This window comes from Lacisediminihabitans changchengi, from assembly GCF_016634425.1.
Lineage (GTDB): Bacteria > Actinomycetota > Actinomycetes > Actinomycetales > Microbacteriaceae > Lacisediminihabitans > Lacisediminihabitans changchengi.
Genome location: NZ_JAEPES010000002.1, coordinates 216,808 through 241,560, shown reverse-complemented (window position 1 = coordinate 241,560; position 24,753 = coordinate 216,808). Strand labels below are relative to the sequence as shown.

The following is a 24,753-nucleotide window of genomic DNA, read 5'->3' as shown; positions in this document are numbered from 1 at the left end:
GCTACTCAATCCGAACTTGCGAAGCAAGTTCGCTTTTCAGAGTGGCCTGTTCGATGCGGTACGCATACCTGAGAGATTGACGGGGAGTATTGCTCCTTCGGTGCCGGACGCACAGCGACGTTCACTGCATCCGGCTCTCCCGCATCGCGTTAAGCGGCCCGATGTTCGATTGTGCGCTCAGCCTACCAATCCCGCGTTACGGGCGGATGACGACGACCTATTGCTACTCGCCTGGCCGCTACTCCCCTGGCCACTCCTCGTCCGAGTCGTCGTCACCGTCGGCGGCCAGGGTCAGGGCTGCCGCCAGGGTCAGCTCGATCACGGTGTCGAGCAACTGGCGCATCGAGACGGACCGCAGCAGGGTCACCTGGTCCATCGGCCCGAGCGGCGCGATCGCGGCCAGCTGCCAGACGGCAGCTACCGGGTCGTCAGACAGCTCAACCGTCGCAGACCAGGCCTGATCGCTGTATTCGCTGGCGACGGCGAGGGCGCGCCGCACCGTCTGCTCGGCGCGCTCGCGCACCGGCTGCAGAGCGTCATCCCAGACCAGCTCGTCGAGAACACGGATCTCCGCGCGGGGATACGGGTCGTCGTCGAGCCAGTTGACCACCTCGATGCGCCTGTCACCCTCCGCCACCAACCCGACCAGGGCATCCGTGGTTTGCAGCTGTGCGATTTGCGCAACCGTGCCGATGGGAAAGCGGTGCTCACCTCCGCCGACCTCCTGGCCGCGTTCGATGAGCACCACACCGAACTCCGCGGGCTCGGACTTGAGGATGCGCGACAACATGATCAGATACCGATCCTCGAACACCCGCAGCAGTACCGGCATGTGGGGAAACAGCACAGACCCGAGGGGGAACATCGCGAGTTCGGTCACCCTCCCCAGCGAACCACGACTACCGCCGAACGCCAAGGGATGTCGGTGATCCGCTCGCTGACAGGGGATGATGGGGCCATGGACAGCGAACAGGCCAAGTATTTCGTCGCGGCGGGCGAGGAACTGCATTTCGCGCACGCCGCAAAGCGCCTGGGGGTGCCGCGGTCGACCCTGATCGCCGCGATCAAACGCCTCGAAGGAGACCTCGGCTATCCGCTGTTCGACTACGAAGCGGAGTCGACGGTGCTGACGGATGCCGGCGAGGCGCAGCTGACCAAGGCCCGTCTCGATCTGAAGAAGGCCGCAGCAGCCGCGGCGGCGAACGCCCCTGCGCCCGGCGGCAAGGCTAAGGCGTCGAAGGGCAAGGGTCGTGCCCCCGCCGTCAAGGGAGCCCCGCGGGTAGGGAAGCGACGTCAGTCGCGGTAGGACTCCTCGGCGCGGTAGTAAGGCTCAGTCGGCCGCGGGCGGAGCGGTACTCCGGCGCACGACGAGGGTGAACGGCGCGGGCGCGAAGTCGTCGACCGTTGCGGCACCATCGAGTTCGGCCAGCAGCGCTCGGGTCGCCTCGACGCCCTGATCGTAGGGATTCTGGGCGATCGTGGTGAGGCCCATGGGCGCACCATACTGATGCCCGTCGATGCCGATCACCGAGATGTCTTCTGGCACCTTGAGGCCGAGCTCGCTGATCGCGGCCATAGCGCCGAGTGCCATCTCGTCCGAGGCTGCGAACACCGCGGTCGGTCGCTGCCCCGGTAGCGACAGGATGCTCCGCATCGCCCGGCTGCCGCCGTCGAACGAGAACTCGCCGTCGACCATCCAGTCGTCGCGCACATCGATTCCCGCGTTACCGAGTGCATCGCGGTACCCCTCGCGACGCTCAACCGGTACAGCCCGGTTCATGCCGAGTTCGTCCTCACCGCCGATGTGGGCGATCCGGCGGTGCCCGATCTCGAGCAGATGCCGCACCGCCTCCGTCGCCGCTCGGCGGTCATCGATTCCCACGTGCCGCACCCCGGGGCCCGGGCCGCCGACGACGACGACCGGGAGGTCCATCTGGTGCAGCTGCTCACGCTCGTCGTCGTCGAAGAGAAGGCAGAGCACGACGAGCGCATCGATCCGCTTGCGCAGAATCGAACGGTGGAAGAACCGGTCGCGATCCCCCACAGGCCCACCGAGGCTGTAGAGCACGAGGTCGTAGCCGGCCCTGCGCAACTCCGCATCGATTCCCTCGAGCACCGCGATGTAGAACCAGCGGTCGATCACGGGCACGAGCACTCCGATCGTGCGGTTGCGCCCGGTCGCGAGCCCCGCTGCGGCTGACGATGCGATATACCCCAGCCGGTCCGCTGCGCGCTGCACCGTGATCGTCGTTTCCGGCGTCACGCTCGACAATCCGCGCAACGCCCGCGAAACGGTCGACTTAGACAGCCCCGTCTCGCGGGCGATCTCCTGAATTCCGGTCACAGTGACACGTTATTGGACAGAACTGCCCGTCCCGACCGACTCGTCCTCTTCTACCGCGGCCTCGAGAGCGAGGCGCACGATCTTCATCCTGCGGCGGATGAGAAGACCGAAGAGAACAACCAGGCCGAGCAGCAGTAGTGCCCATCCCAACGCGGGCTGTGCGCTCAATTCGCAGTACACCGTCACACCGAAGAAGACCACCACGAAGAAGCCGGTGAATCCGATCAGCTGATCGACCGGGTGAGTCGGCGGCAGCGGGGCCCTCATCGCCATGATGAGAACCCCGACTGCGCGGTCTCCGAAATGATGGTCATCCCTTCACCCCGCCGGCGGTCAGACCGGCGACGATGCGGCGCTGGAAGATCAGCACCAGGATGACCAGCGGGATGGTGACGATCGTGCCGGCAGCCATCACCGCGGTGTACGGCTCGACGTGGGGCTGGCTTCCGGCGAACCCGGCGATCGCCACGGTGACCGGCTGCGTCGCGTCGCTCGACAGCTGACTGGAGATGAGGTACTCGTTCCAGGAGGAGATGAAGGCCAGGATCGCTGTCGTGAACACCGCGGGAGCCGCCAGCGGGAAGATCACCCGGAAGAAGGCCTGCACTCGGGTACAGCCATCGATTCGTGCCGCCTCTTCCAGATCCCAGGGCATCTCCCGCAGGAATGCTGTGAGCGTATACACGGTCAACGGCAGAACGAAGGAGATGCTCGGGATGATCAACGCCTGGTACGAGCCCATCCAGCCGATGTTCGTGAAGAGCTGGAACAGCGGCGTGATGAGTGCGACCCCGGGGAACATCGACGCCGCGAGAATGAGGCCGGCGACGATGCTCTTGCCCTTGAACTCGAGTCTCGCCAGCGCGTACGCCGCCGAGATACCGAATAACAGCGCGACGATGGTGACCGTGGCCCCGATGAACAGGCTGTTGAGCATGGCCTGACCGAGGTGGTTTCCCAACTTGGTCGAAAACGCCGTGGCGAAATTGTCCAGCGTGACGTGGGTCGGCCACGGGCTGGTGTCGTAGGTGAATCCGACGTCGCGGAACGCCGTCACGATCATCCAGTAGAACGGCGCGATGCACCACAGCACGATCACGAGCGCACTGATGACGGTGCGGATCATGGGGGCCCGCGACTTGCGCGCCCTCACTCGGGTGGCGGTGACGACTCTTTCGCGCTCGGTGACACCGGCACGGGATGCAGCGATGGTCATTTCAGGATGCCCTTCTGCTGGTTCGACTGGGTTTGCACCACATTCGCGCCGAGGAAGCGGACGAAGATGAACGCTACGGCGAAGATGGTGAGGAAGGTGATCGTAGACAGGGCTGAGGCACTATTGAACCCTTGCCTGATTTGATCGACCACCAGTATCGAGAGCGTTGTCGTGGCGTTGCCGCTGCCGCCTCCACCCCCGGTCAGAATCGCGGGGAGGTCGTAGATGCGCAGGGCATCGAGTACACGGAACAGGATGGCGACAAGCAGGGCCGGTCGCACCAGCGGGAGGGTCAGACGGAAGAACTGTTGGATCGTGGAGCAACCGTCCATCTTCCCGGCCTCGTAGACCTCGGCCGGGATGAGTTGCAGTCCGGCGAGAATCAACAGCGCCATGAACGGCGTGGTCTTCCAGGTGTCGGCGATGATGATCGCGAACTTCGACGCCCACTCGTCACTTGTCCACAGGATCTTGGTGCCGAGCACGCTGTTGAGGATGCCGTTGTAGGCGAAGATGAAGTACCAGAGCTTCGCGGTGACTGCCGTGGGGATCGCCCACGGGATCAGGATCGCCGCCCGAACCAGGGCACGGCCCCGGAACTCGCGATTCATGATGATCGCCATCCAAACGCCGATGATCGTCTCCAGCACCACCGTGACGGCGGTGAAGAAGAAGGTCGTCCCGAAGGCATTCCAGAACTGAGCGCCGAGGTTGCCCGGCGGGCACGCGGCGACGGCGCCGGTGGACGACACGCACTGCTGAAGCAGCCAGTGGGTGTAGTTCGCGACGCCGGCGAAACCACCCGCAACGAACAGGCCGGTCGCCTTGTCTAGGCCGGCATCCTTCTGGAACGACATGATGATCGCGCTGATCACCGGGTAGCCGATGACGATCACCAAGAGGATGATCGCCGGGGCGATGAGGTAGGTGGCCCAGCGACCGTGGGCTTCATTCAATCCGCCGCGCTTACGACCGGGCGAACGGGGAGCGGTGATTTTCGGTGGAGCTTCGGTGACAGCGGACACGGGGCCTCCTTGCCTGTGTACTACTTGCCGATAATGCAGAAAGGGTGGTGCAAAAGGTTAAGGCTGAGCCCCGGCGACCTGGGTTACCGGGGCTCAGCTACGGGCGAAGTTCTACGAACCCGCCGACTTGATGGCGGCCTGCATGTCCTTCAGCGCCTGGTCGACGGTCTTGTCGCCCTTCAGCGCCGAGTAGGCGTTGTCCTGGATCGCCTTGGTCACGGCCGGGTAGAACGGCGTAACCGGACGCGGGACAGCCTTCAGGATCGACTCCTTCAGCGTCGGGATGTACGGCAGCTGCTTGATCAGGTCAGCGTCGTCGTACAGGGACGTCCGCACCGGGGCGAGTGATCCCTTGGTGGCGAAGTACTTCTGCGACTCCTCGTTGGTGAGGAACTCGATGAAGTCCTTTGCCGTGGCCTTGTGGTCGGAGTACGCGCTGATGGCCGCGTTGTGACCACCGAGAGTGGATGCGCCGACACCGCTGGCACCCGGAAGCGGAGCGACCGCGAACTTGTCCTTCACGACCGAGCTCCCGTCGGTCTTGGCCAGGCTGTACACGTACGGCCAGTTGCGCAGGAACATGAGCTTGCCCTCTTCGAAGGCGGTACGGCCCTGTTCCTCCTGGTAGGTGATCGCCTCGGCCGGGATGTTGCCATCCTTGAATGCGTCAACGATTGCGCTGAGACCCTTGGCCGAATCCGCGCTGTCCACGCTCGGTGCGCCGCTCTTGCTCAGGATCGAGCCGCCCGCTCCGTTGATCGCCTCGGACGCGTTGACCGTGAGGCCCTCATACTTGGCGAATTGACCGGCATAGCAGCCGATCCCGGCGGTCTTGGCGATCGAGCACATCGACATCATCTCGTCCCACGTCTTCGGCGGAGTCTTGACGAGGTCGGTGCGGTAGTAGAGCATGCCGCCGTCTGAGGTCTGCGGAGCCGCGAACAACGTCTTGTTGTAGGTGGCGCTTTGAACGGCCGAGTCGAAGAGGCCGCTTGTGTTGACCTTGAGCTTGCCGGTCAACGGGGTCAGCCAGCCCTTGGCCGCGAACTCCGCGGTCCAGACGACGTCGACGTCGACGACGTCGTAGCCCTTGTCCTTGGCCTGGAAGTGCTGGACCAGGTCATCGTGCTGCTGGTCGGCCTGGTCGGACTGCTCCTTGAAGGTGACCTTCTCCTTCGGATGTGCTGCGTTCCACTTGTCGACAAGTGGACGGATGACGTTGCTGTTGTCCTTGCCCTGAACGTAAGTGATCGGCCCACGGCTGTCTGCTCCGGAGGCGGCATCACCTCCGCCAGAACCCCCGCCCGAACATCCGGCCAAGGCCAGACCGAGCGTCGCAACGCCGGCGAAAAATGCCAGGCGTGATTTTTTCATGGTTTCTCCTCTTTGAGACGTCATGCGCTGAAACGCAGGTGCCCGCTCAAAGTAGCCCATGCGGGGGACATGCTGCAACCGGTTGCACAGACTCGACGCATCGCGTATAAAAAGTGCGTTCCCCTCAACGCCGAAGGAGTCAGCCCCGTATGAGCTCGACGACCACCACACCCGCAGCCTCGTCTCGAGCGAGCGACGACCACGGCGACTGGTGGCGATCGGCAGTCATCTACCAGGTGTATCCGCGCTCCTTCGCCGATGCGAATGGCGACGGAATCGGCGACCTCGACGGTATTCGGAGCCGCCTCCCCTACCTCTCCGCGCTCGGTGTCGACGCCGTCTGGCTGTCTCCGTTCTACGTGTCGCCCCAGGCCGACGCCGGCTACGACGTGGCCGATTACACGGATGTCGACCCGGTCTTCGGCACACTGGCCGACTTCGACGCACTGCTGGCCGCCACGCACGACGCCGGCCTGAGGATGATCGTCGACCTGGTGCCCAATCACAGCTCGGACGAGCATCCGTGGTTTGTCGAGGCGGTCGCCGCGGCTCCGGGGTCGCCGGAGCGCGATCGCTACGTGATCCGAGACGGACGCGGAGTGGACGGAGAACTTCCTCCGAACAACTGGCGGTCACTATTTGGCGGCCCCGCGTGGGACCGGCTGCCGGACGTCGATGGACGCGGTGGCCAGTGGTACCTGCACCTGTTCGACGCGAAGCAGCCCGACTTCAATTGGTCGAACCGCGACGTCGTAGCGTTCTTCGATTCGGTGCTGCGATTCTGGCTCGATCGCGGGGTCGATGGCTTCCGCGTCGACGTGGCACATTCGCTGGTCAAAGACGACGACCTCCCCGATGTCGACTACGACGCCCGCGCCATAGAGCGTGAGTCTCAGGGCGGCGGCGACCGCGGACCGATGTGGGATCAGGAGGGCGTTCACGATATATACCGGCACTGGCATGAAGTGCTGAGCGAGTATGGCAACGACCGTATTCTCGTCGCCGAGGCGTGGGTGTCTCCGGCCGAAAGGTCCGCGCGGTACGTGCGCGCAGACGAGATGCAGCAGGCCTTCAACTTTCCCTTCATGCTCGCCGGCTGGGATGCGCCCCGGCTTCGCAAGATCATCGTCGACTCGCTCCTCGCCAACGACGCCGTCGGCGCGACCACCACCTGGGTTCTTTCCAACCACGACTGCGTTCGTCACGCGAGCCGCTTCGGTCTGACCGATCCGACGAGTTGGCCCATCGGAATCTCTGCGGACAATGAGCAACCCGACGACGCCCTCGGCCTCCGTCGTGCCCGGGCAGCCACCCTGCTCACCCTCGGTCTCCCCGGCTCGACCTACCTCTTCCAGGGCGAGGAACTCGGCCTCCCCGACCACACCGCCCTGCCGGCAGAGGTTCGCCAGGACCCGAACTTCACGCGCACCGGAGGGCTGGAGATCGGGCGCGACGGATGCCGCGTGCCGCTGCCATGGACCGCCGACGCGCCGGGATTCGGCTTCGGTCCGACGGGCGCGACCTGGCTGCCCCAGCCCGACGTCTTCCGCGAGCTGGCTGCCGACGTGCAGCAGCATGACCCGGCCTCGACGCTGTCGATGTACCGGGAAGCCATCGCTCTGCGCCGCACGGAAGGCCTCGGTGCGGGAACCATCTCGTGGTCGCCATCACCCGCCACGGTTCTGGACTTTCGGAATGGGGACATCCGGATCGTCGCGAACATTGGTGCGGACCCGGTGGCCGTGGGTGCGAGCGAAGCGCTGATCTCGAGCACGCCCGATGCGATAGTCGACGGCATGCTCGCGCCAGACTCGACAGTCTGGCTGCGCGTCTAGTCCCCGATTATGCGACCCGAGCCACCCCGTGCTCCGTCTCGACGATGCGGCGACGGTCGCGGATGGTGACAAAGCCCACAACGATCACCCAGGCCAGCCAGGGGAAGGTCGCGAACGCCGCGACTCCCCAGCCTCCGACGGAGTAGAAGTCGCGATCGTTGGTGCCGCCGTAGATGGTGGGCACCGCGATCACGTTGAGCACGGCGACCACGTATGCCACCCAGCCGGTCCACCGGGGCAGGGCGCCGGATGCCATGGTCGCGTACCCCGACGACGCCGCGACGATGGCGAGCAGCACCGCCCCCATCGGCCCGAAGATCGGCATGTAGCCCTCGGTGAGCGCGCGGATCGCGATTGGCGCGGCGTCGGCCCCGACGGTGTCGAGGGCTCCGCCTGCCTCCAGCGAGTCGCCGACGAGGGTGATCGCCACGAACACGAGCCCGGCGCCGAACACGATGCTGCCGATCCACTCCAGCTCGCGATGATCGCGTGTGACCAGTTGGCGAAAGGCGGCGAGAAACACGATGAGCGCCCCCATCAGCACGGTGTCACAGAGGATGATCGTGAGCGTCGCGGTGCTGGTGCTCGTCACGAACTCGGCGAGCGCCTTCGTGTCGTCGAGATCGGGGCGCGGGCCCAGTGCCGTTCGAACGAGAAACTCGGTGAGCAGCGTGACGGCGGCGACGAGAGCGGCGATGCCGGTCCAGAGTTTGCAGTCCGGCACATAGCGTCCGGTGTGCGTGCGGGCGACCGGCTGCCCCTGCTGATGCGACATGACGTTACTCATACCGTCTGCTCCTCTTTTTCCAGCACCCGCCGCCGACACGGCGACAGCTCCGCACGCGCGGGGCGCTGATCAGTATCTCCATGGGTCCAGCATGGTGGGTAGCCGCCCGGATCCCGAGACTGAGTTGCGCGTTCGAGTAGTCATATGGCGGTCAGCACCCCTCGAACCTGCAACTCACGGATTACGCGCGACTAGATCTGGGCGACCAGGGGTGGCTCGCAGCGCAAGTCACCCTTGGAGCGGATGGCGCCCGCGCGTACCGTAGCCGCATGACGGTGATCGATTGGCTCCTCGATTCCGACCCGGCCATCCGTTGGCAGGTCATGCAGGACCTCGGCAACGAGCATCCGGATGCCGTGGCCGCCGAGCGTGCCCGCGTCGCCCGCGAGGGATGGGGCGCGCGGTTGCTCGCGCTGCAGGGCGAGGACGGAAAATGGGCGGGCGGCACGCACTTTCCGGTGCCGAGGGATGACTCCCCCGGCCAGCCCTGGACCGCCACCTCGTTCTCACTGCAGCAATTGCGTCAGTTCGGGGTGGATCCGGCGGACGAGCGGGTGCGGCGCGCGATCGATCTGGCGCGCGACAACAATCCGTGGGAGTACGACGGAACAGCATTTTTCGACGGCGAGGTGGAGGCGTGCATCAACGGAATGGCGCTGGCCATCGGCGCCTACTTCGGCGAGGACGTGCGCGGCATCGCCGATCGCCTCGTGACCGAGACTCTGGATGACGGCGGCTGGAACTGCGAGGTCGAGAACGGGTCGACCCGGTCATCCTTCAATTCCACTCTGTCGGTGCTCGAAGGGCTGCTGCAATTCGAGCAGGCGTATGGGGCGACGCAAGAAACCACTGCGGCGCGCGCGAGTGGCGAGGAGTACCTGCTCGAACGGCACCTGATGCGGCGGCTGTCGACGGGCGAGGTGCCGGTGGCGGGATGGCTTCAGTTCACCTATCCGCCGCGGTACCGATACGACGTGCTGCGAGCGCTCGACTACTTTCGCGCGGCCGATGTGCGTGACGAGCGGATGTCCGAGGCCGTCGAACTGGTCGTCTCGAAGCGCCCGCCCGACGGGCGCTGGCTGCTCGAGAACAGCCTCGTTGGTGCGGTGCACTTCGAGCTGGAGGACGGCGATGGGCAGCCCAGCCGCTGGAACACGCTGCGGGCGATGCGGGTGCTCGAGTGGTGGGGGCGGTAGCTCCGGTTAGAGGCTGACGTCGGAGAGCGACTGCTCTTGCGCGCCACTCAGAATGAAGTCCGGGCAGTGGTCGTCAGCGATGTCGACTCGGACATCCGTTCCGGTAAGAACGGTGAACGTGACACACAGCACTTGGTTAGCGCTCTTGTAGGACCAGCCGCCGCCCGTCTCTCCGTGACCGCGGAATGCCGCTCGCACGGTTATCTCTTGACCATCAACTGTCGCGCCGTAGATCATCGCGTCTGACTCGTAGGACTCAGGCACTGCCGGTTCTGCCGCTGTAACTCCGAGATAGGTCCCGTCATCTGGGTCGTCTATGTAAGCCTTCATCAACTTCGGGTTGCCGAACCGCGCTTCGTCTCGCAGAGCCTTCTCGAGTTGCCCAACGCTCGCGTGGATTTCACGGTGCGCCTCGGCGATCTCTGCGGGCGTACATCCGCTGACCGCCACGAGAAGCGAGATCCCGATCGCGGCGCCAGCTACCCGTCGAGCCAGCATCAGAGCCCTGCCGAAGGTGGGAACAGCAGCTGCGCGACGCTCGCCACCCAGATCACGAAGAAGCTGACCTGCGCGAGGGTGCCGAGTATTCCGATGATCATCGCCCAGCGCGCGAGGCCTCGTCCGCTCTCGTGAGTGCCGGGAAAGCTGAGTTGGCGGCGCGCAATCGCGCCGAGAACGACTCCGACGACCGGGATCATGAAGGCGGCGATGAAGCCGACGAGTGCGAGCGTGTTCGTCTTCGCGGGAGCGGTGAGCTGAGTCATGCTTGATTCTCTCGCGATTCGCGCTTGCCCACAGATCAAGTAGTGAGGGGTTCTCCGCCAAGCGTGCGGATCAAGGATGGCGCACAATCCGGATCAGGGTGGCCGCAATCCGAGAATGTGGTTCATCGAGTCGGTAAAAAGTGTTGCTTAGGGCGCGCCAAAACAACATAAATCGCCGACTCGATGAGGCGCAGCCACCGAACGCTCGTCAATAGCTGAACGCCTCCCGCCGATGTCGTTGCGCGGGCGGTTCTCGTCGAGTGGGGAGGATCGGCATGGGGTCAGTCGACGATCCCGGCGGTCGCTTCGATCTCGACGAGCTGGCCGTCGTAGCCGAGCACCGTCACGCCGAGGAGAGTGCTCGGCACGGCGTGGTCGCCGAACCACTTGCTCACAACGGCCCAGGCGGCTGTGAGATCGTGGCGATCGCGGGTGACTACCAGGACTCGAGTGGACACGATATCCGTCAGCGACGCATCGACCGCACTCAGCGCGACGTCCAGATTCTCGAGGCAGTGGCGCGTCTGCGCTGCGATGTCGTCCGAATGGATGACGACGCCCTCGACATCGATCGGGCACGCCCCGGCGAGGAAGATTAGCCGCGCGGACGCCGGAATCGTCGAGGCGTAGGCGTACGGCGCGGCTGCGAGCTGGGGCACCCTGATCAGCGTCACGTCCGTCGTCCTCATGTGTCCAGTATCGCGGGCGCATACCCTGGAACGGTGGCAGAACTCGACCCGAAGCTCGCCCGCGCCCTGATCACGACTCTGCGGAGCGCGGCGATGCATGCAGGGCACGGCGGCACCAACCTCGCGTGGCGCGAGCAGCGCGATCGCTGGATCGACCAGCTCGACCCGTCGTTCGGCGCACCGGATCTGGCTTTCGACGACGTCCGCGAACTGGTCGCCTTCCTCGGTGACAGCTCACCGAGCCGGGAGTCACGGATGTCCGCGGCCGAATGGTCGGCGAGCGTCGACTCGATCGTTACCCGGTTGCTGTCCGCGCTCCGGTAGCACGACCATTGCCGAGTTGCCGGTTGTTGTCGCTCTGGAGCGACGACAACCGCCAACTCATCACAATCTCAGGAGAGTCGCTCGAAGACCAGCGTTGCCTGGATGCGGTCGCCCCCCACGAGCCCCTTGCTTCCCGATGAAGCGGTGGTGATCGTGTGCAGTCGATATCCGAGCGCCGCCTGCGCGTTGATCGCCTTCTCCAACTCCGTGAGATTTCCGGAGCCCGTGCCCAGGATCTTCTCCTTGAGAACGATCTGGATTACTACATATGCGCCGCCAGCGGCCATGGACGTTTCCCCCTATTTGCTCCGAGTTTCGGGGCATTCTGAGAGGCTCTCACAGGTAGCGAGCGATGTCTTCGCATACCGCTCAAAATCGCAAGGTTGCTCGACTAAACGTTGAAGCGGGACTCCACGGATTCTGGAGTCTTTTCAGCCGATCAGTCCCAGTCCAGGTATTCCTCGATGACCACCGCGGTCTCAATCGGGTGCGACATCGGAAACTGATGAGTTGCCCCGTTGATAGTCGTGATGGTGGCGCGTTCGGGAGCGGTGGCGCGCAACGCCTCCCCGTTCGCCGTTGGAGTGACCACGTCGTCGGCCCCCTGAACGATGACCACGGGCATCACCGGCGCGAGGGGGATCTGCTCATCCTCCACCCCGAGCAGAACCAGACCATTGGCACGCTCCGGGTGCGCCGCAACGAACACTCGCGCCACGGTTCCACCGGATCCGTATCCGCCCACCCAGGTGTGACGCAGGCCGAGGTGGTCGATCACTGCGAGAGCGTCGTCCGCGCGTTCATGCGCCGACACCGTCGCTTCGTTGCGGGGTCCGATCCTGGTCACGTGGAAGCCTGCTTCGCTCGCCAGGTAATGGGAGACCGCGGACAAGCCGTCCGAATCAAGAGGTCGACCGGAAATGAACACCAGCGAGATCGGGCCGCTGCCCTCTTCGACGTACGGCACAGCGGCGCCATTCCGCTCGAGAATGCTCTGCTCGGTCACTGTTGCGTCGCCTGACCTAGTTGTTGAAACGGAACTCGACCACGTCGCCGTCTTGCATGACGTACTCCTTGCCCTCGATGCGGGCTTTGCCCTTTGCGCGGGCCTCGGCGATGGAACCCGACGCGACCAGGTCGTCGAAGCCGATCACCTCGGCCTTGATGAATCCCTTTTCGAAGTCCGAGTGGATAACGCCGGCCGCCTGCGGGGCCTTGGCGCCCTTCGGGATGGTCCAGGCGCGTGACTCTTTGGGGCCTGCGGTGAGGTAGGTCTGCAGGCCCAGGGTGTCGAAGCCGATGCGGGCGAGCTGGTCGAGCCCGCTCTCGGTCTGTCCGGTCGACTCGAGGAGCTCCGCCGCATCCTCCTTGGAGAGGTCGATGAGCTCCGACTCGAGCTTGGCGTCGAGGAAGATCGCCTGCGCCGGGGCGACGAGGGCCGCGAGCTTGGCGAGAGCGTCAGCATCCTGCAACACGGCCTCGTCGACGTTGAAGACGTAGATGAAGGGCTTGAAGGTGAGCAGCCCGAGTTCCTTGATCAGCGAGAAGTCGGCACTGGACGACGACAGCGGCTTGCCCTCGTTGAGGATCGCCTGCGCGGCGAGCGCGGTCTCGAGCACAGCCGGCTCGGTGCGACGGGTCTTGACCTCTTTCTGATAGCGCTCGATCGCCTTCTCGAGGGTCTGCAGGTCAGCGAGGATCAGCTCGGTGTTGATGGTCTCCATGTCGCTGGCGGGGTCGACCGCACCGTCGACGTGCACCACATCCGGGTCGGCGAAGCCTCGCACGACCTGCGCGATCGCATCGGCCTCACGGATGTTGGCGAGAAACTTGTTGCCGAGCCCCTCCCCCACCGACGCGCCCTTGACGATGCCGGCGATGTCGACGAACGACACCGGGGCGGGCAGGATGCGTTCGCTCGAGAACAGCTCGGCGAGCGTGTCGAGCCGCGAGTCGGGCAGGTTGACGATGCCGACGTTGGGCTCGATCGTCGCGAACGGGTAGTTGGCCGCCAACACCTGATTCTTGGTGAGCGCGTTGAACAGGGTGGACTTGCCGACATTGGGCAGACCGACGATTGCAATAGTGAGAGCCACGGGGGTCTATCGTATCCGGGCTCTACTGCAGGCGGGCACGGAAGGTCCGGGTCACGTACGGCAGCGCGAAGCTGGCCTCACCGCGCAGGTCGGGGTGTTCGGCGATCAGGGCGCGCACGGCATCCGTTATCTCCTTCTTGCCCGAATCATCTGCCGTGATGAAGTAGCTGCGGGATGCCACGAGCTCGAGCACCCCGTCGAGGTCCGTCTCGCGGCTCCAGCCCGAGCTCGCGCACCCAGTCGACGCGTTCGTCCCGGAGGTTCCAGACGAGTCCCAGCGTGCCGCCCGGGCGAAGCGCTCGCGCGGTCTCGGGCACCGCGAGGGCCGGATCGACCCAGTGCCAGGCCTGCGCGACGGTGATCGCGTCGACACTCGCGTCGGCGACGGGCAGGTGCTCGGCCGTGCCCGCGAGAGCCGTGACACCGGGCAGGGACGAGGCGAGGGTGGCGCGCATCCGTTCATCCGGTTCGACGGCGATCACGTCGAGGCCGAGGTCGACGAGTGAGCGGGTGAACTTGCCGGTGCCCGCACCGAGGTCGAGAACTGTCCTCGCGCCCTCCGGCACCAGCCAGCGCGCAGCTTCGAGCGGGTAGGTGGGGCGGGCCCGTTCGTAGACGTCGGCCGCGATGCCGAAGGAGTCTCCGTCGCCGATCTTGCGTTCCCGTTGCATGCTGTGAGGCTAATCGTGAACCGCCGAACCGTCTGGAGTCGACCGTCGGACCCCCGTGAGACGATGCCGTCATGGGCCTGGACTTCACCGCGATCGACTTCGAAACCGCCAACAACTCGAGCGCATCGGCCTGCTCGGTCGGGCTCGTGAAGGTGCGCGGCGGGGTCGTCGTCGACTCCGCGTACTGGCTCATCCGACCGCCGGCCGGACACGATCACTTCTCGGAGTGGAACACCCGCATCCACGGCATCATGGCTCCGGATGTCGAAGACGCGCTGCTCTGGAGCGAGCAGCTTCCCGACCTGGTCGCGTTCGCCGGCGACGACCACCTGGTCGCGCACAACGCCGGGTTCGACATGGGCGTCATCCAGGGCGCGTGTCGTGCAAGCTTCATCGACATCCCGTCATTCGGATACCTGTGCAGCCTGCAGGTCGCCCGCAAGACCTACACCCTCGACTCGTACCGCCTGCCGGTTGCCGCGATGGCCGCCGGCTTCGAGGACTTCGCGCACCACAACGCCCTCGCCGACTCGGAGGCCTGCGCCGCGATCGTGGTGCACGCCGCACGCCGCCACGGGGCCGAGTCGATCGAGCACCTGGCGACCATCGCCGGCGTGCGACTCGGCGCGATCGGCGAACTGGCCGCCGACCGCGCCCCCATGGCCCTGAGCTAGGCCCTAGTCGTCAGAGCCGTACGAGTAGACGGGCTTTCCGCCGGTGAAGGCGATCCCTCCATCGACGTAAACGCTGCTGCTGCCGTCCTCGTCGTAAGACGATCCGAAGAACGAGGAGGTATAGGTCACGTCTGCTTCGCCCGCCTCCTTAGTCTCGATCGCCCATCCCCCGTTGAAGTCCTGGATGAGACTGTAGGCCGGCGGCGACTTTAGCGACCACACGACGTTCGACGTATCGCCATAGGAGTAGTAACGGAACGGGCATCCGCTTGGCTCGATTTCATGAGATGCCACACAACCGGCAAGGAACGTCCCCATCTGTGAATCGATCTCCTTGTGGAATGCCGCAGTCGGCTCGAGCGTGAGTTCGACGCTCTCCCCCGCTACCGAAGCCGGAGTGATCAGCTTCTTCTGCGGTGCAGCAGTAACCCACGTCGTGTCGCCACCCATCTGCACCGAATAACGCCCAGGGAAAACGGCCAGTCGCGTACCCTCACCATCCTTGCGGGCGGCCTCCACTGGCACACTGACGCCGTTCACCGTCACTTTCTCCGCGCCCTGCGGCACGACGATGTCGAGTGTGGGCAGCTCGACGGGGTTGAGTGCCCAAGTGTCGAAGAACAACCATGTTTTTCCGGTTCGGTGGAGCGAATAACTGACGGGAATGGATGTCCCGGACTGTTCCGCTCGTGTCGAGACGTATGCGTTGTCTCCTGTTATCGTCCCACTGAGCGCGGTGTGACCAGTGATCCGGGTGGAAGTCGCCGCGAGAGCCCTGTCGGTGAGCAACTCGAGCCCAGCCTCGCCTACGTCGACGTGGCCCAGTGCAAGAGCGTCCTTCGCGTGACCGCTTTCCAGCGCCGAGAGATATGCCTCAACCTGACGCTGCGGGCTGAACACAGTGGCGTTCACTACCGAGATAGCAACCGCAGCAAGCACAACGACCGCGACCACCCCTCCGACCGAGGATCCGATAATGATCGCCCGACGGCGACGTTCTGGGCTCAACTCGGAAACGGCGGCAACGCCCGGGACAACCTGGCCCGCTGGCGCGAGCGGGACTCCAACACGCGTAAGAAATCGGTTCGCTCGGTCAAGAGCCGCAGGCTTGACCAAAGAGATGACGACTGGCGCCACCCAAATCGCGGCGACCTCGACGACGACGCCAAGCAGTACGAAAACGAAGATGGTCCACCCTGCCGGGCCGACCGACGCCCAGGTAGATGCCACGCTGGAGGCTAGCAACGCGCCGGCACCGAGCAGGCCAGAGTCCTGACCTGAGATTGCTGAGGTGTCGACGTGGCTCCAGAGCAAGATGCTGCCCAGCAGCGACACAACCGAGCCAACGGCGGCGAACACCACTGCAGTCGAGAACCAGTTTATGGTCACGGTGGCACCGGTGGAGGCGCGGCGCAGACGAAGGACAGTAGCAACAGCGACGACGATCGAGAGATTGAGGACGATCGCGATGACCAGCACCCACCACGGCATGGAACCCGGCAGGGAGACGCTCGTGGCGAGCGCGGAAAACCCTGGGTATCCGGTCAGCGGGCCGGAAACCCCGAGCACTGAGAAGTTCACGAGAGCAAGACCGTTGAGCGCAACGGTCGGCAACCAGAGCGGGCTGGCGATGAGAGCGGAGCCGCCCCCGTTGACGGCAACCGAGATCACCGCGGCGACGGAAACGATGATCGCCACCACCACCGCGTAGAGGACGGAAACCGGAATCGCAGAAAGAAGCGCTGTAACGAGTGGGGGGCGCGGGGCAAGCTCGCGAACATCCCCGCGGTGCGCTTCCCGCCATCTCGACAGGAATGACACCCCTACTCCGACGATCAGAGAGATCACGACCAGCGACACTGAAGCTGCCGATCCTGATGCTTCGAGCACGCCGTCGCCGAGCCGCGGAAAGCCCGATGGAAGTTCTCTATTACTGAGGCTGTACGAAGGTCGCAACAGCGCGGCCGCCAAAACGGCGATCACGGTGAAAACGACACCGGTCAGAGCGCTGAGCAGCAAGCGTTGACGATGACTAACGACAGGATGGGCACGCTCATCGTGCCGAGACGCCAGTGCTAGCCCCACGATCGCTGCAGCGGAGACGAGTAGGGGCGCCCACAGCAGGGAGACGGTTGCTGTGACGCCCAGAACGGATGTACTCGCTGTGAACACACCGCCCAGGCCCAGACCCACGATCTGAGCCGGGAGCAAGAAGAGCAACGACCAATCAACGGTGACGTCATGGAGTGAAAGCAGGAGGAGCAGAGAGACCAGCAGAGCGACGCCCCACACCGCGGCATAGGCCACGACGGCGCGGATCGACGAGCCGATCCAACGCTCGGCGGGGAGCGAGTAAAAGACGCTTCGCCAGGACGATGTAGAGGGGGTTGGCGACACCGGGGCCGACGTGTCCGTCACAGTCTCGGTGACAGCGGGCGTCGACCCGGTTCCCGGCGCACTAGCCGTGACCCGAGGAATCCGCAGCGCAGTCTCCTCTGTCATGCCGTCGTCGACCAGGTGCGACGACTGGTCTGCGAGCTGTTCCGAGGTCGATGTCCCACACTGTGGACAGAATTTCTCCGCGTCGATCGATGCCTCGCAGTTGCTGCAATTCTTCACTGATGTCCTTTGTTCACGCCCGCCCAATTCGACTGACCTATGGATGATACGCGAGGATTCTTTGGCAAATCAGCCCCCTTTCGGGGAGCTTAGTCGACCACGCGCCCTCAATGTCAGTGGTCGATGTGACGCTGGCTCAATGAATCCCACGCTCGCACTGCTCCTCGGTCTGATCCTCGGCGTCCTCGTCGGGGCCGTCATCGGCGCGCTCGTCGCGCGGAGCCGGAACGGCGGTGGGGAAGCCGACCTTCGGCACGAGGTGGAGCTCGCCACGGTGCGGGAGCGCGAGGCATCCGCCCGGTCCCAGCTGAGCGCTGAACTCGCCGCGACCGAGGCCACCGCCATCGCGCTCGAGAACCAATTGCGCGATCAGCGCGAGCAGTACCGCGACCTCGTCGAACGGCACCGCGCCGAGCGGGATGCGGAAGCGCAGCGACAGCGCGAGCAGGGCTCGGTGTTGCAGGCGCTGAGCCCGGTGCAGGAGTCGCTGCGCGCGATGCAGCAGCAGGTCACCGACCTAGAGACCCAACGCAGCCAGCAGTACGGCGCCATCGCGGAGCAGCTGACCCAGACACGGATGTCGGGCGAGCAGATCAGGACGACGGCCGAGTCGCTGGCCTCCGCGCTACGCAGCAATTCTCTCCGCGGGGTCTGGGGCGAGACTCAGCTGCGCAATGTCGTGCAGGCGGCTGGACTCATCGAACGGGTCGACTTCGACGTGCAGGCGAGCATCTCCTCGGACTCGGGCGCGGGGCGGCCGGACATGGTCATCCACCTGCCGGGCGGGAAGAACATCGCCGTCGACGCCAAGGTGCCGTTCACCGCCTATCTGGAGGCCAGCCAGATCGCCGCCACGGCGACCGGGGAGGAAGGCGCCCGACGGGCGGCATTCCTCAAGGAACACGTGAAGGCGGTGCGTTCCCACATCGACGCGCTCGGCAGCAAGGCCTATTGGGCCGGGCTCGAGCATTCACCCGAACTCGTGATCGCGTTCATCCCGAGCGAGTCTCTGGTGGCGTCAGCGATGGAAGCCGATCCCGCGATCATGGACTACGCATTCTCGAAGAAAGTCGCGCTCGCCTCTCCGGTGACGCTGTGGTCGGTGCTGAAGACGGTGGCCTTCAGCTGGCAACAGGACGTGGTGACCGCCGAGGCGAAGATGCTGTTCGATCTCAGCCGCGAGCTATACGGACGTCTGGCCACCCTCGCCGGCCACGTCGACAAGCTCGGCCGGTCGTTGGAGAGCACCGTCAAGCACTACAACGGATTCGTCGGCTCGCTCGAGCGCCAGGTTCTGCCGTCGGCCCGCAAACTGAATGTGCTGGACGAATCGACCGTGCTCGGTAACCACGCCGAGATCGAGGAGACGCCGAGGACGCTCAGCGCGGCGGAACTGGTCGCCGAGCTGGAAGGCGCACGCGCTACTGAACCCGGGCGGCGAGACCTGCACGGCATCGATCAGCTCGCCCTCGCCGAACGGGAGCGCGGGGCCGATCGAGAACGCGACTCCGCCTAAGAACCCGACAGAGCAACACCCCGACGCGGCGACACCCTGAAACAGCAACACCCGTCACGGCCGACGTCGCTCACACGAAACGCCCCCGACTCACAAGCCGGGGGCGTTTCGTCACATGTTCGCTACAGCCACTTCTCTGCGACGTGGTCGGCCTGCACCCGGCGGATGGTGCCGGAGCGCCCCCGGAGCACGATGCTTTCGGTGCGGAGGACGGGCCCGAGCTTGCGCACACCGTTCACCAGGCCGCCATCCGTCACGCCGGTGGCGACGAAGTAGGTGTTGTCGCTCGTGACCAGGTCGTTGGCTTCGAGCACACGGTCGAGGTCGTGTCCGGCGTCGATCGCCTTCTGACGCTCGTCGTCGTCACGGGGCAACAGCCGCCCCTGGATGAACCCGTCAAGAGCCTTGAGCGCGCAGGCGGTGATGATGCCCTCCGGGGTACCGCCGATTCCGACGCACATGTCGATACGGGTGCCGTACAGCGCAGCGTTGATGCCGCCGGCGACGTCGCCGTCGAGCAGCATCCTCGTCCCGGCGCCCGCGGCGCGAATGTCGTCGACCAGCTGGGCATGCCGTGGACGGTCGAGCACGGCGATCACCATGTCGGCGATGTCTTTGTTCTTCGCTTTCGCCAGCGCACGGATGTTCTCGCCGATCGGTTTGCGCAGGTCGACGACACCACGGCCCTCGCCGCCGGTGACGATCTTGTCCATGTAGAAGACGGCCGAGGGGTCGTACATCGACCCGCGATCGGCGACGGCGATCATCGACAGGGCGTTCTGGCGGCCCGCGGCGGTGAGCGAGGTGCCGTCGATCGGGTCGACGGCGATGTCGGCGGCCGGTCCGTGGCCGTTCCCGACGTGCTCGCCGTTGTAGAGCATCGGCGCGTGGTCTTTCTCACCTTCGCCGATCACGATGACGCCGTCGAAGTTGACAGTGCCGAGGAACTTGCGCATCGCGTCCACTGCCGCACCGTCGGCGGCGTTCTTGTCACCTCGCCCGATGAAGGGGACGGCGCGAATGGCGGCGGCCTCGGTCGCCCGCACCAGCTCCATTCCGAGGTTGCGGTCTGGGTGTAGGAAGAGGGATCCGGTGTCGGTGTTCACACCCTCTAGATTATCGACCGCCGAACCCCGCGGAGTTCGCGAGGCTGGTGAAACTTGTCCCATTCTCGACCGCGGCGCGCCCGGTCTTCGGGCCTCGCGAGTCAATAGACTCGGGTGCGTACGTCGCCACGCCGTCGTCAGCGCAGCATCCGTTTGCACAATCCGCTTGCACAGAGGAGTCTTCATGCCCGTCGCCACCCCGGATCAGTACGCCGCCATGCTCGACCGGGCGAAGACCAACGGTTTCGCCTACCCGGCGTTCAACGTCTCGTCGTCGCAGACGATCAACGCGGTGCTGCAGGGGCTTACCGAGGCAGGCTCGGACGGCATCATCCAGGTGACCACGGGCGGCGCCGACTACTTCGCGGGTCACACCGTCAAGAATCGCGCGGCTGGCGCGCTCGCCATGGCCGCCTTCGCCACCGAGGTCGCCAAGAACTACCCGATCACCGTCGCCCTACACACCGATCACTGCCCGAAAGATGCCCTGGCCGGCTTCGTGGAGCCGCTCATCGCTGCCTCGGAGGCGGAGGTCACGGCAGGTCGTAATCCGATCTTCCAGTCGCACATGTGGGATGGCTCGGCCGTGCCGCTCGACGAGAACCTCGCGATCGCCAAAGACCTGCTCCCGCGCATGAAGGCGATCAACGCGATTCTCGAGGTCGAGATCGGTGTTGTCGGCGGCGAAGAAGACGGCGTCAGCCACGACATCAACGAGCACCTGTATACGACTCTGGATGACGCGATCGCCACCGTCGAAGCGCTCGGTCTGGGTGAGCAGGGGCGCTACATGACCGCGCTCACGTTCGGCAACGTTCACGGGGTGTACGCCCCCGGCAACGTCAAGCTGAAGCCGGAATTGCTCGGCGAGATCCAGGCTGGACTGCAGAAGCGCTTCGGCACCGCGGCCCTCCCCCTCGACCTGGTCTTCCACGGCGGCTCTGGCTCGAGCGACGAGGAGATCGCGACCGCGGTGCGCAACGGCGTCGTGAAGATGAACATCGACACCGATACCCAGTACGCGTTCAGTCGCTCGATCGCCGACAGCGTGCTGAAGAACTACGACGGTTTTCTCAAAGTGGACGGCGGCGTCGGCAACAAGAAGATCTACGACCCGCGCAGCTGGGGCAAGATCGCCGAGACCGCTATGGCCGCGCGCGTCGTGCAGGCAACGCAGCAGCTGGGCTCAGCGGGGCACAGCGCAGGCTGAGCTGGGGTTCGGCTCAGCCGTTCATCTTGGTCAAATAGGTGACGAAGCTGGGGTCCTGGAAGAGCAGCACGAGCAGGCACACCGTGCCGATGGCACCGGCGAGCAGCGCGCCGACGATCGGGATGTAGAACGCGATGTTGCCGCGAATGAGCACGCGGTAGGTCACGTACACCGTGGCGGCGTAGATCAGCACATTGGTGATGTTGATCACGGCGCCGAGCACCGGGGTGAGAGCGGTCGGGGTGTAGGTACCGATGCCCTGGGAGATGAACAACTGCTTCGTGATCTCTGCCAGATCGGCGAACTGGAACAGCCCGCTCACCACACTGTAAAGGCCGTAGGCCAGCAGGATCGTGCAGAGCATCACGTCCCACCGACGCGCGATCGCAAGCCTGGCGCCGAGGCGCTGCGAGCGGGTTGCGGTCGCCGGCACGGGATCGAGGATGCGCGCGGCCGGCTCGGCGACCGGCGGAGGCGGCCAGGGCAGACCCATCGCCTTCGCCTGCTGCTCGGGAGAGGCGAATTCGCCGTACTGAGGCGCCGGCCGGGATTCGCTCACTTCGCCTGCCAATCAAGCTGTCGGGTACGTCCGCCGAGGCCACGGGAATCGGCCTCGCCATTGACATCCTTGCGCAGTTCCTTGGGCAGGGAGAACATCAGATCTTCCTCGGCAGTGACGACGCGCTGCACGTCGGCGTAGCCGGCATCCGCGAGATCGTCGAGCACCTCCTGCACCAGCACCTCCGGCACCGATGCTCCGGAGGTGACCCCGATCGTCGCCATGCCCTCGAGCCACTCCTGCTGGATCTCGCTGGCGTAGTCGACGCGGTAGGCAGCCTTCGCCCCGTGCTCGAGCGCCACATCCACCAGGCGCACGGTGTTCGAGCTATTCGCCGAACCCACCACGATGACCAGGTCGGCCTCTTCGGCGACCTTCTTGATCGCGACCTGACGATTCTGGGTGGCGTAGCAGATGTCGTCACTCGGCGGGTTGTGCAGATTCGGGAAGCGTTCGCGCAGCAGGCGCACTGTCTCCATCGTCTCGTCGACGCTGAGGGTGGTCTGGCTGAGCCAGACCAGGTTGTCGGGATCGCGAACCTCGAGGGCTGCGACATCCGCCGGTCCGTTCACCAGGGTCGTGCGATCGGGCGCGTGGCCCATCGTGCCCTCGACCTCTTCGTGCCCGGCGTGGCCGATGAGCAGGATGTCGAAATTGTCTCGCGAGAACCTCACGGCCTCGCGGTGCACCTTGGTCACCAGCGGGCAGGTCGCGTCGATCGCTTCGAGACCACGCTCGGCGGCGGCGCTGACGACGGCCGGGGAGACCCCGTGCGCGGAAAAGACGATGTGCGACCCGGTGGGCACCTCTGCGACATCGTCGACGAAGATCGCACCCTGCCGTTCGAGGGTGGAGACCACGTGGATGTTGTGCACGATCTGCTTGCGCACATAGACGGGCGAACCGAAATGTTCGAGTGCTTTCTCGACCGCGATCACGGCCCTGTCCACTCCCGCACAGTAGCCACGCGGTGCCGCCAATAGCACCCGCTTAGGCGCGGCGACGGGGGTATCCTTTAGCCTGTCTCGGACGGCGGGGATGCGCGGCACCGGAAGGATGTCCGCAAGCTTGCCGTTCGTAATCGTGCTCACGTAGTGATTCTACGTGGTGCATATCCGGCGCGACCTGAGAGGCTCCCACCATGGATGACAGCAGCAAGCGAGACCTGTACGAAAACCTCCTGGTGTCGCTCAGCGACAACGAGGGCGTGTCGATCACCGCGGAGGGTCTGGTCATTCACGACAAGCTGTTCGCCTTCGTCGACGGAGATGACCTCATCGTCGAAGTAACGGAGCACCGCGCTGCCGACCTCACCGCGCGCGGCGTGGCCGAGGCGTTCACCTCCGAGGGCCATCCGTCGCGCAAGTGGGTGCGCGTGAGCGACCAGCAGCTCTGGCCAGAACTCACCCGCGAGGCGCATGAATTCGTGGGCGAGCCTCCCGTGGGCGGCGAGTCCTGAACCGCTCTTCGCCCCACGCACGCTCGATAGGCACGCCGCGATGACGATCGTCGAGGGTCCGGCGACGGTTGACGCCCCGTGGCCGGTCGCCGTACTCTCCACCAAGATCAAGGGCTGGATCGATCGCCTCGGCGCGGTCTGGGTCGAGGGTGAGATCACCCAGTGGGGCGTCTCCGGCGGCAACGTCTACGGCAAGCTCAAAGACCTCGAGGTCGACGCCACCGTCGGCTTCACAATCTGGTCGTCGGTCAAGGCCAAGCTCCCCGCTGACCTGAAGCAGGGCGACCGCGTGGTCGCGCTGCTGAAGCCCAACTACTGGGTCAAGGGCGGCTCGCTCACCATGCAGGTGTTCGAGATGCGCCACGTCGGTCTGGGCGACCTGCTCGAGCGACTTGAACGCCTGCGACAGACCCTCCGCGCCGAAGGGTTGTTCGACCAGGACCGCAAGAAGCCCCTCCCCTTCCTCCCCTCCCGCATCGGCCTGATCACCGGCAAAGATTCGGATGCCGAGAAAGATGTGCTGCGCAATGCCCAATTGCGCTGGCCCGCCGTCGGCTTCCGCGTTCTCCACGCCGCCGTGCAGGGCGACCGTGCGGCGGGTGAGGTCACCGCGGCGCTCCGCACCCTCGATGCCGACCCCGAGATCGACGTCATCATCGTGGCCCGCGGTGGCGGCGACTTTCAGAACCTCCTCGTGTTCAGCGACGAGACGCTGGTGCGCACCGCGGCATCCTGCGCGACCCCGATCGTCAGCGCGATCGGTCACGAGGCCGACCGCCCCCTTCTCGACGATGTGGCCGACCTGCGGGCATCCACGCCCACGGACGCGGCGAAACGCGTGGTTCCCGATGTCGCGGAAGAACTCAACCGGGTGCAGCAGGCCCGCGCCCGCATCGGCTCCCGCATGACGGCTTTGGTGCGGCACGAGATCGATCGGCTGGAGCAGTTGCGGTCGCGGCCGGTGTTGGCGGGATCGGACTGGGTGGTCGATTCGCGCGCCGAGGAACTCGGGCGGTACGTGCAGCGCAGTTCAGAACTCGTCGAGCGGATGATCGAGCGCTCACACACCCGGGTGGTGGAGTTGCGCTCTCAGCTGCGCGCGCTCTCGCCACAGCGCACCCTCGACCGTGGGTACGCCATCGCCCAGCTTCCGAGCGGCGCCGTGCTGCGGAGCGCGGCAGACGCCAGGCCAGGAACTCCTCTCCTCCTCACGCTCGCCGACGGTCGCGCGGCGGTAACCGTCGATGCGGATTCATCCGCCTCCGGCGAGCGCTAGGTAGAATCTCCGT

At 65.3% G+C, this 24,753-nt stretch carries 28 protein-coding genes and 1 riboswitch; of the genes, 9 read left to right on the top strand and 19 right to left on the bottom strand.

Features of this window, described 5'->3' with window-relative positions:
- Nucleotides 1-46: 46 nt before the first annotated feature.
- Nucleotides 47-152: riboswitch (glycine riboswitch) on the bottom strand.
- An 86-nt stretch (nucleotides 153-238) separates the two neighbouring features.
- A complete protein-coding gene (locus IV501_RS06675; RefSeq protein WP_307812215.1) occupies nucleotides 239-880 on the bottom strand; it encodes an LON peptidase substrate-binding domain-containing protein in 642 nt (213 codons plus the stop codon).
- Nucleotides 881-958: 78 nt separating this feature from the next.
- On the opposite strand from IV501_RS06675, the gene IV501_RS06670 reads away from it, so the two are divergent.
- Nucleotides 959-1,306 carry a LysR family transcriptional regulator gene (locus IV501_RS06670; protein WP_200555671.1) on the top strand — a complete coding sequence of 116 codons (348 nt, stop codon included), beginning with the start codon at nucleotides 959-961 and terminating at the stop codon, nucleotides 1,304-1,306.
- Nucleotides 1,307-1,330: 24 nt separating this feature from the next.
- On the opposite strand, the gene IV501_RS06665 is transcribed toward IV501_RS06670, so the two are convergent.
- The 5 genes from IV501_RS06665 to IV501_RS06645 all read right to left on the bottom strand — a co-directional run bounded on the left by IV501_RS06665 (nucleotide 1,331) and on the right by IV501_RS06645 (nucleotide 5,959).
- A complete protein-coding gene (locus IV501_RS06665; protein ID WP_200555670.1) occupies nucleotides 1,331-2,344 on the bottom strand; it encodes a LacI family DNA-binding transcriptional regulator in 1,014 nt (337 codons plus the stop codon).
- A 9-nt stretch (nucleotides 2,345-2,353) separates the two neighbouring features.
- Nucleotides 2,354-2,617, bottom strand: coding sequence for a hypothetical protein (locus tag IV501_RS06660; protein ID WP_200555669.1), 264 nt, complete (start codon nucleotides 2,615-2,617; stop codon nucleotides 2,354-2,356).
- 37 nt (nucleotides 2,618-2,654) lie between these two features.
- Nucleotides 2,655-3,470, bottom strand: a complete 816-nt coding sequence (locus IV501_RS06655; protein WP_234698405.1) for a carbohydrate ABC transporter permease — start codon at nucleotides 3,468-3,470, stop codon at nucleotides 2,655-2,657.
- A gap of 86 nt (nucleotides 3,471-3,556) precedes the next feature.
- Nucleotides 3,557-4,585, bottom strand: a complete 1,029-nt coding sequence (locus IV501_RS06650; RefSeq protein WP_200555667.1) for a carbohydrate ABC transporter permease — start codon at nucleotides 4,583-4,585, stop codon at nucleotides 3,557-3,559.
- 111 nt (nucleotides 4,586-4,696) lie between these two features.
- Complete coding sequence (locus tag IV501_RS06645) at nucleotides 4,697-5,959, bottom strand: ABC transporter substrate-binding protein (RefSeq protein ID WP_200555666.1); 1,263 nt, start codon at nucleotides 5,957-5,959, stop codon at nucleotides 4,697-4,699.
- Nucleotides 5,960-6,108: 149 nt separating this feature from the next.
- Here IV501_RS06645 and IV501_RS06640 point away from each other — a divergent pair, with 149 nt between their 5' ends.
- Nucleotides 6,109-7,794 carry a glycoside hydrolase family 13 protein gene (locus IV501_RS06640; protein WP_200555665.1) on the top strand — a complete coding sequence of 562 codons (1,686 nt, stop codon included), beginning with the start codon at nucleotides 6,109-6,111 and terminating at the stop codon, nucleotides 7,792-7,794.
- Between the two features lie 7 nt (nucleotides 7,795-7,801).
- On the opposite strand, the gene IV501_RS06635 is transcribed toward IV501_RS06640, so the two are convergent.
- The gene (locus tag IV501_RS06635) at nucleotides 7,802-8,581 is read right to left on the bottom strand and encodes a hypothetical protein (RefSeq protein ID WP_200555664.1); all 780 of its coding nucleotides are present in this window, start codon (nucleotides 8,579-8,581) and stop codon (nucleotides 7,802-7,804) included.
- 269 nt (nucleotides 8,582-8,850) lie between these two features.
- On the opposite strand from IV501_RS06635, the gene IV501_RS06630 reads away from it, so the two are divergent.
- Entirely contained in the window at nucleotides 8,851-9,777 is a 927-nt protein-coding gene (locus IV501_RS06630) for a hypothetical protein (protein ID WP_200555663.1), read from the top strand.
- A 6-nt stretch (nucleotides 9,778-9,783) separates the two neighbouring features.
- Here IV501_RS06630 and IV501_RS06625 read toward each other — a convergent pair whose 3' ends face one another.
- From IV501_RS06625 to IV501_RS06615, 3 genes are all read right to left on the bottom strand, one after another.
- Complete coding sequence (locus tag IV501_RS06625) at nucleotides 9,784-10,275, bottom strand: hypothetical protein (protein ID WP_200555662.1); 492 nt, start codon at nucleotides 10,273-10,275, stop codon at nucleotides 9,784-9,786.
- A complete protein-coding gene (locus IV501_RS06620; RefSeq protein WP_200555661.1) occupies nucleotides 10,275-10,541 on the bottom strand; it encodes a DUF4190 domain-containing protein in 267 nt (88 codons plus the stop codon). Before IV501_RS06620 ends, IV501_RS06625 begins: the two co-directional genes overlap by 1 nt.
- 281 nt (nucleotides 10,542-10,822) lie before the next feature.
- The gene (locus tag IV501_RS06615) at nucleotides 10,823-11,230 is read right to left on the bottom strand and encodes a RidA family protein (RefSeq protein WP_200555660.1); all 408 of its coding nucleotides are present in this window, start codon (nucleotides 11,228-11,230) and stop codon (nucleotides 10,823-10,825) included.
- A 33-nt stretch (nucleotides 11,231-11,263) separates the two neighbouring features.
- Here IV501_RS06615 and IV501_RS06610 point away from each other — a divergent pair, with 33 nt between their 5' ends.
- Nucleotides 11,264-11,554, top strand: a complete 291-nt coding sequence (locus tag IV501_RS06610; protein WP_200555659.1) for a hypothetical protein — start codon at nucleotides 11,264-11,266, stop codon at nucleotides 11,552-11,554.
- Nucleotides 11,555-11,622: 68 nt separating this feature from the next.
- Here the strand turns inward: IV501_RS06610 and IV501_RS06605 are convergent, their stop codons facing one another.
- The 5 genes from IV501_RS06605 to IV501_RS06590 all read right to left on the bottom strand — a co-directional run bounded on the left by IV501_RS06605 (nucleotide 11,623) and on the right by IV501_RS06590 (nucleotide 14,321).
- A complete protein-coding gene (locus IV501_RS06605) occupies nucleotides 11,623-11,841 on the bottom strand; it encodes a DUF4177 domain-containing protein (RefSeq protein ID WP_200555658.1) in 219 nt (72 codons plus the stop codon).
- A gap of 152 nt (nucleotides 11,842-11,993) precedes the next feature.
- Nucleotides 11,994-12,560 carry an alpha/beta fold hydrolase gene (locus IV501_RS06600; RefSeq protein WP_200555657.1) on the bottom strand — a complete coding sequence of 189 codons (567 nt, stop codon included), beginning with the start codon at nucleotides 12,558-12,560 and terminating at the stop codon, nucleotides 11,994-11,996.
- A 16-nt stretch (nucleotides 12,561-12,576) separates the two neighbouring features.
- Nucleotides 12,577-13,650, bottom strand: coding sequence for a redox-regulated ATPase YchF (ychF, locus tag IV501_RS06595; protein WP_200555656.1), 1,074 nt, complete (start codon nucleotides 13,648-13,650; stop codon nucleotides 12,577-12,579).
- 22 nt (nucleotides 13,651-13,672) lie between these two features.
- Nucleotides 13,673-13,831, bottom strand: coding sequence for a hypothetical protein (locus IV501_RS16115; RefSeq protein ID WP_234698346.1), 159 nt, complete (start codon nucleotides 13,829-13,831; stop codon nucleotides 13,673-13,675).
- The gene (locus IV501_RS06590; RefSeq protein WP_234698345.1) at nucleotides 13,797-14,321 is read right to left on the bottom strand and encodes a class I SAM-dependent methyltransferase; all 525 of its coding nucleotides are present in this window, start codon (nucleotides 14,319-14,321) and stop codon (nucleotides 13,797-13,799) included. The genes IV501_RS16115 and IV501_RS06590 overlap by 35 nt, the downstream gene beginning before the upstream one ends.
- A gap of 71 nt (nucleotides 14,322-14,392) precedes the next feature.
- Here IV501_RS06590 and IV501_RS06585 point away from each other — a divergent pair, with 71 nt between their 5' ends.
- The gene (locus IV501_RS06585) at nucleotides 14,393-14,995 is read left to right on the top strand and encodes a 3'-5' exonuclease (protein WP_200555655.1); all 603 of its coding nucleotides are present in this window, start codon (nucleotides 14,393-14,395) and stop codon (nucleotides 14,993-14,995) included.
- Nucleotides 14,996-14,998: 3 nt separating this feature from the next.
- Here IV501_RS06585 and IV501_RS06580 read toward each other — a convergent pair whose 3' ends face one another.
- Nucleotides 14,999-17,497 (bottom strand): hypothetical protein, encoded by a 2,499-nt coding sequence (locus IV501_RS06580; RefSeq protein ID WP_200555654.1) that lies wholly within the window; start codon nucleotides 17,495-17,497, stop codon nucleotides 14,999-15,001.
- Nucleotides 17,498-17,753: 256 nt separating this feature from the next.
- Between IV501_RS06580 and IV501_RS06575 the strand changes: the two genes are divergently transcribed.
- Nucleotides 17,754-19,130, top strand: coding sequence for a DNA recombination protein RmuC (locus IV501_RS06575; RefSeq protein ID WP_200555653.1), 1,377 nt, complete (start codon nucleotides 17,754-17,756; stop codon nucleotides 19,128-19,130).
- Nucleotides 19,131-19,252: 122 nt separating this feature from the next.
- On the opposite strand, the gene glpX is transcribed toward IV501_RS06575, so the two are convergent.
- The gene (gene glpX, locus IV501_RS06570) at nucleotides 19,253-20,185 is read right to left on the bottom strand and encodes a class II fructose-bisphosphatase (RefSeq protein WP_200556126.1); all 933 of its coding nucleotides are present in this window, start codon (nucleotides 20,183-20,185) and stop codon (nucleotides 19,253-19,255) included.
- Between the two features lie 235 nt (nucleotides 20,186-20,420).
- On the opposite strand from glpX, the gene fbaA reads away from it, so the two are divergent.
- A complete protein-coding gene (fbaA, locus tag IV501_RS06565) occupies nucleotides 20,421-21,446 on the top strand; it encodes a class II fructose-bisphosphate aldolase (RefSeq protein ID WP_200555652.1) in 1,026 nt (341 codons plus the stop codon).
- Nucleotides 21,447-21,459: 13 nt separating this feature from the next.
- Here fbaA and IV501_RS06560 read toward each other — a convergent pair whose 3' ends face one another.
- Both IV501_RS06560 and IV501_RS06555 read right to left on the bottom strand, forming a co-directional pair.
- Nucleotides 21,460-22,005, bottom strand: coding sequence for a DUF6264 family protein (locus IV501_RS06560; RefSeq protein WP_200555651.1), 546 nt, complete (start codon nucleotides 22,003-22,005; stop codon nucleotides 21,460-21,462).
- Entirely contained in the window at nucleotides 22,002-23,096 is a 1,095-nt protein-coding gene (locus IV501_RS06555; RefSeq protein WP_372430743.1) for a 4-hydroxy-3-methylbut-2-enyl diphosphate reductase, read from the bottom strand. Before IV501_RS06555 ends, IV501_RS06560 begins: the two co-directional genes overlap by 4 nt.
- Before the next feature lie 50 nt (nucleotides 23,097-23,146).
- Between IV501_RS06555 and IV501_RS06550 the strand changes: the two genes are divergently transcribed.
- Together IV501_RS06550 and xseA are read left to right on the top strand one after the other, a co-directional pair.
- Nucleotides 23,147-23,464: a hypothetical protein gene (locus tag IV501_RS06550; protein ID WP_200555650.1), complete on the top strand. Its 318-nt coding sequence runs from the start codon at nucleotides 23,147-23,149 to the stop codon at nucleotides 23,462-23,464.
- Between the two features lie 40 nt (nucleotides 23,465-23,504).
- A complete protein-coding gene (gene xseA, locus IV501_RS06545) occupies nucleotides 23,505-24,740 on the top strand; it encodes an exodeoxyribonuclease VII large subunit (RefSeq protein ID WP_200555649.1) in 1,236 nt (411 codons plus the stop codon).
- Nucleotides 24,741-24,753 lie beyond the last annotated feature (13 nt).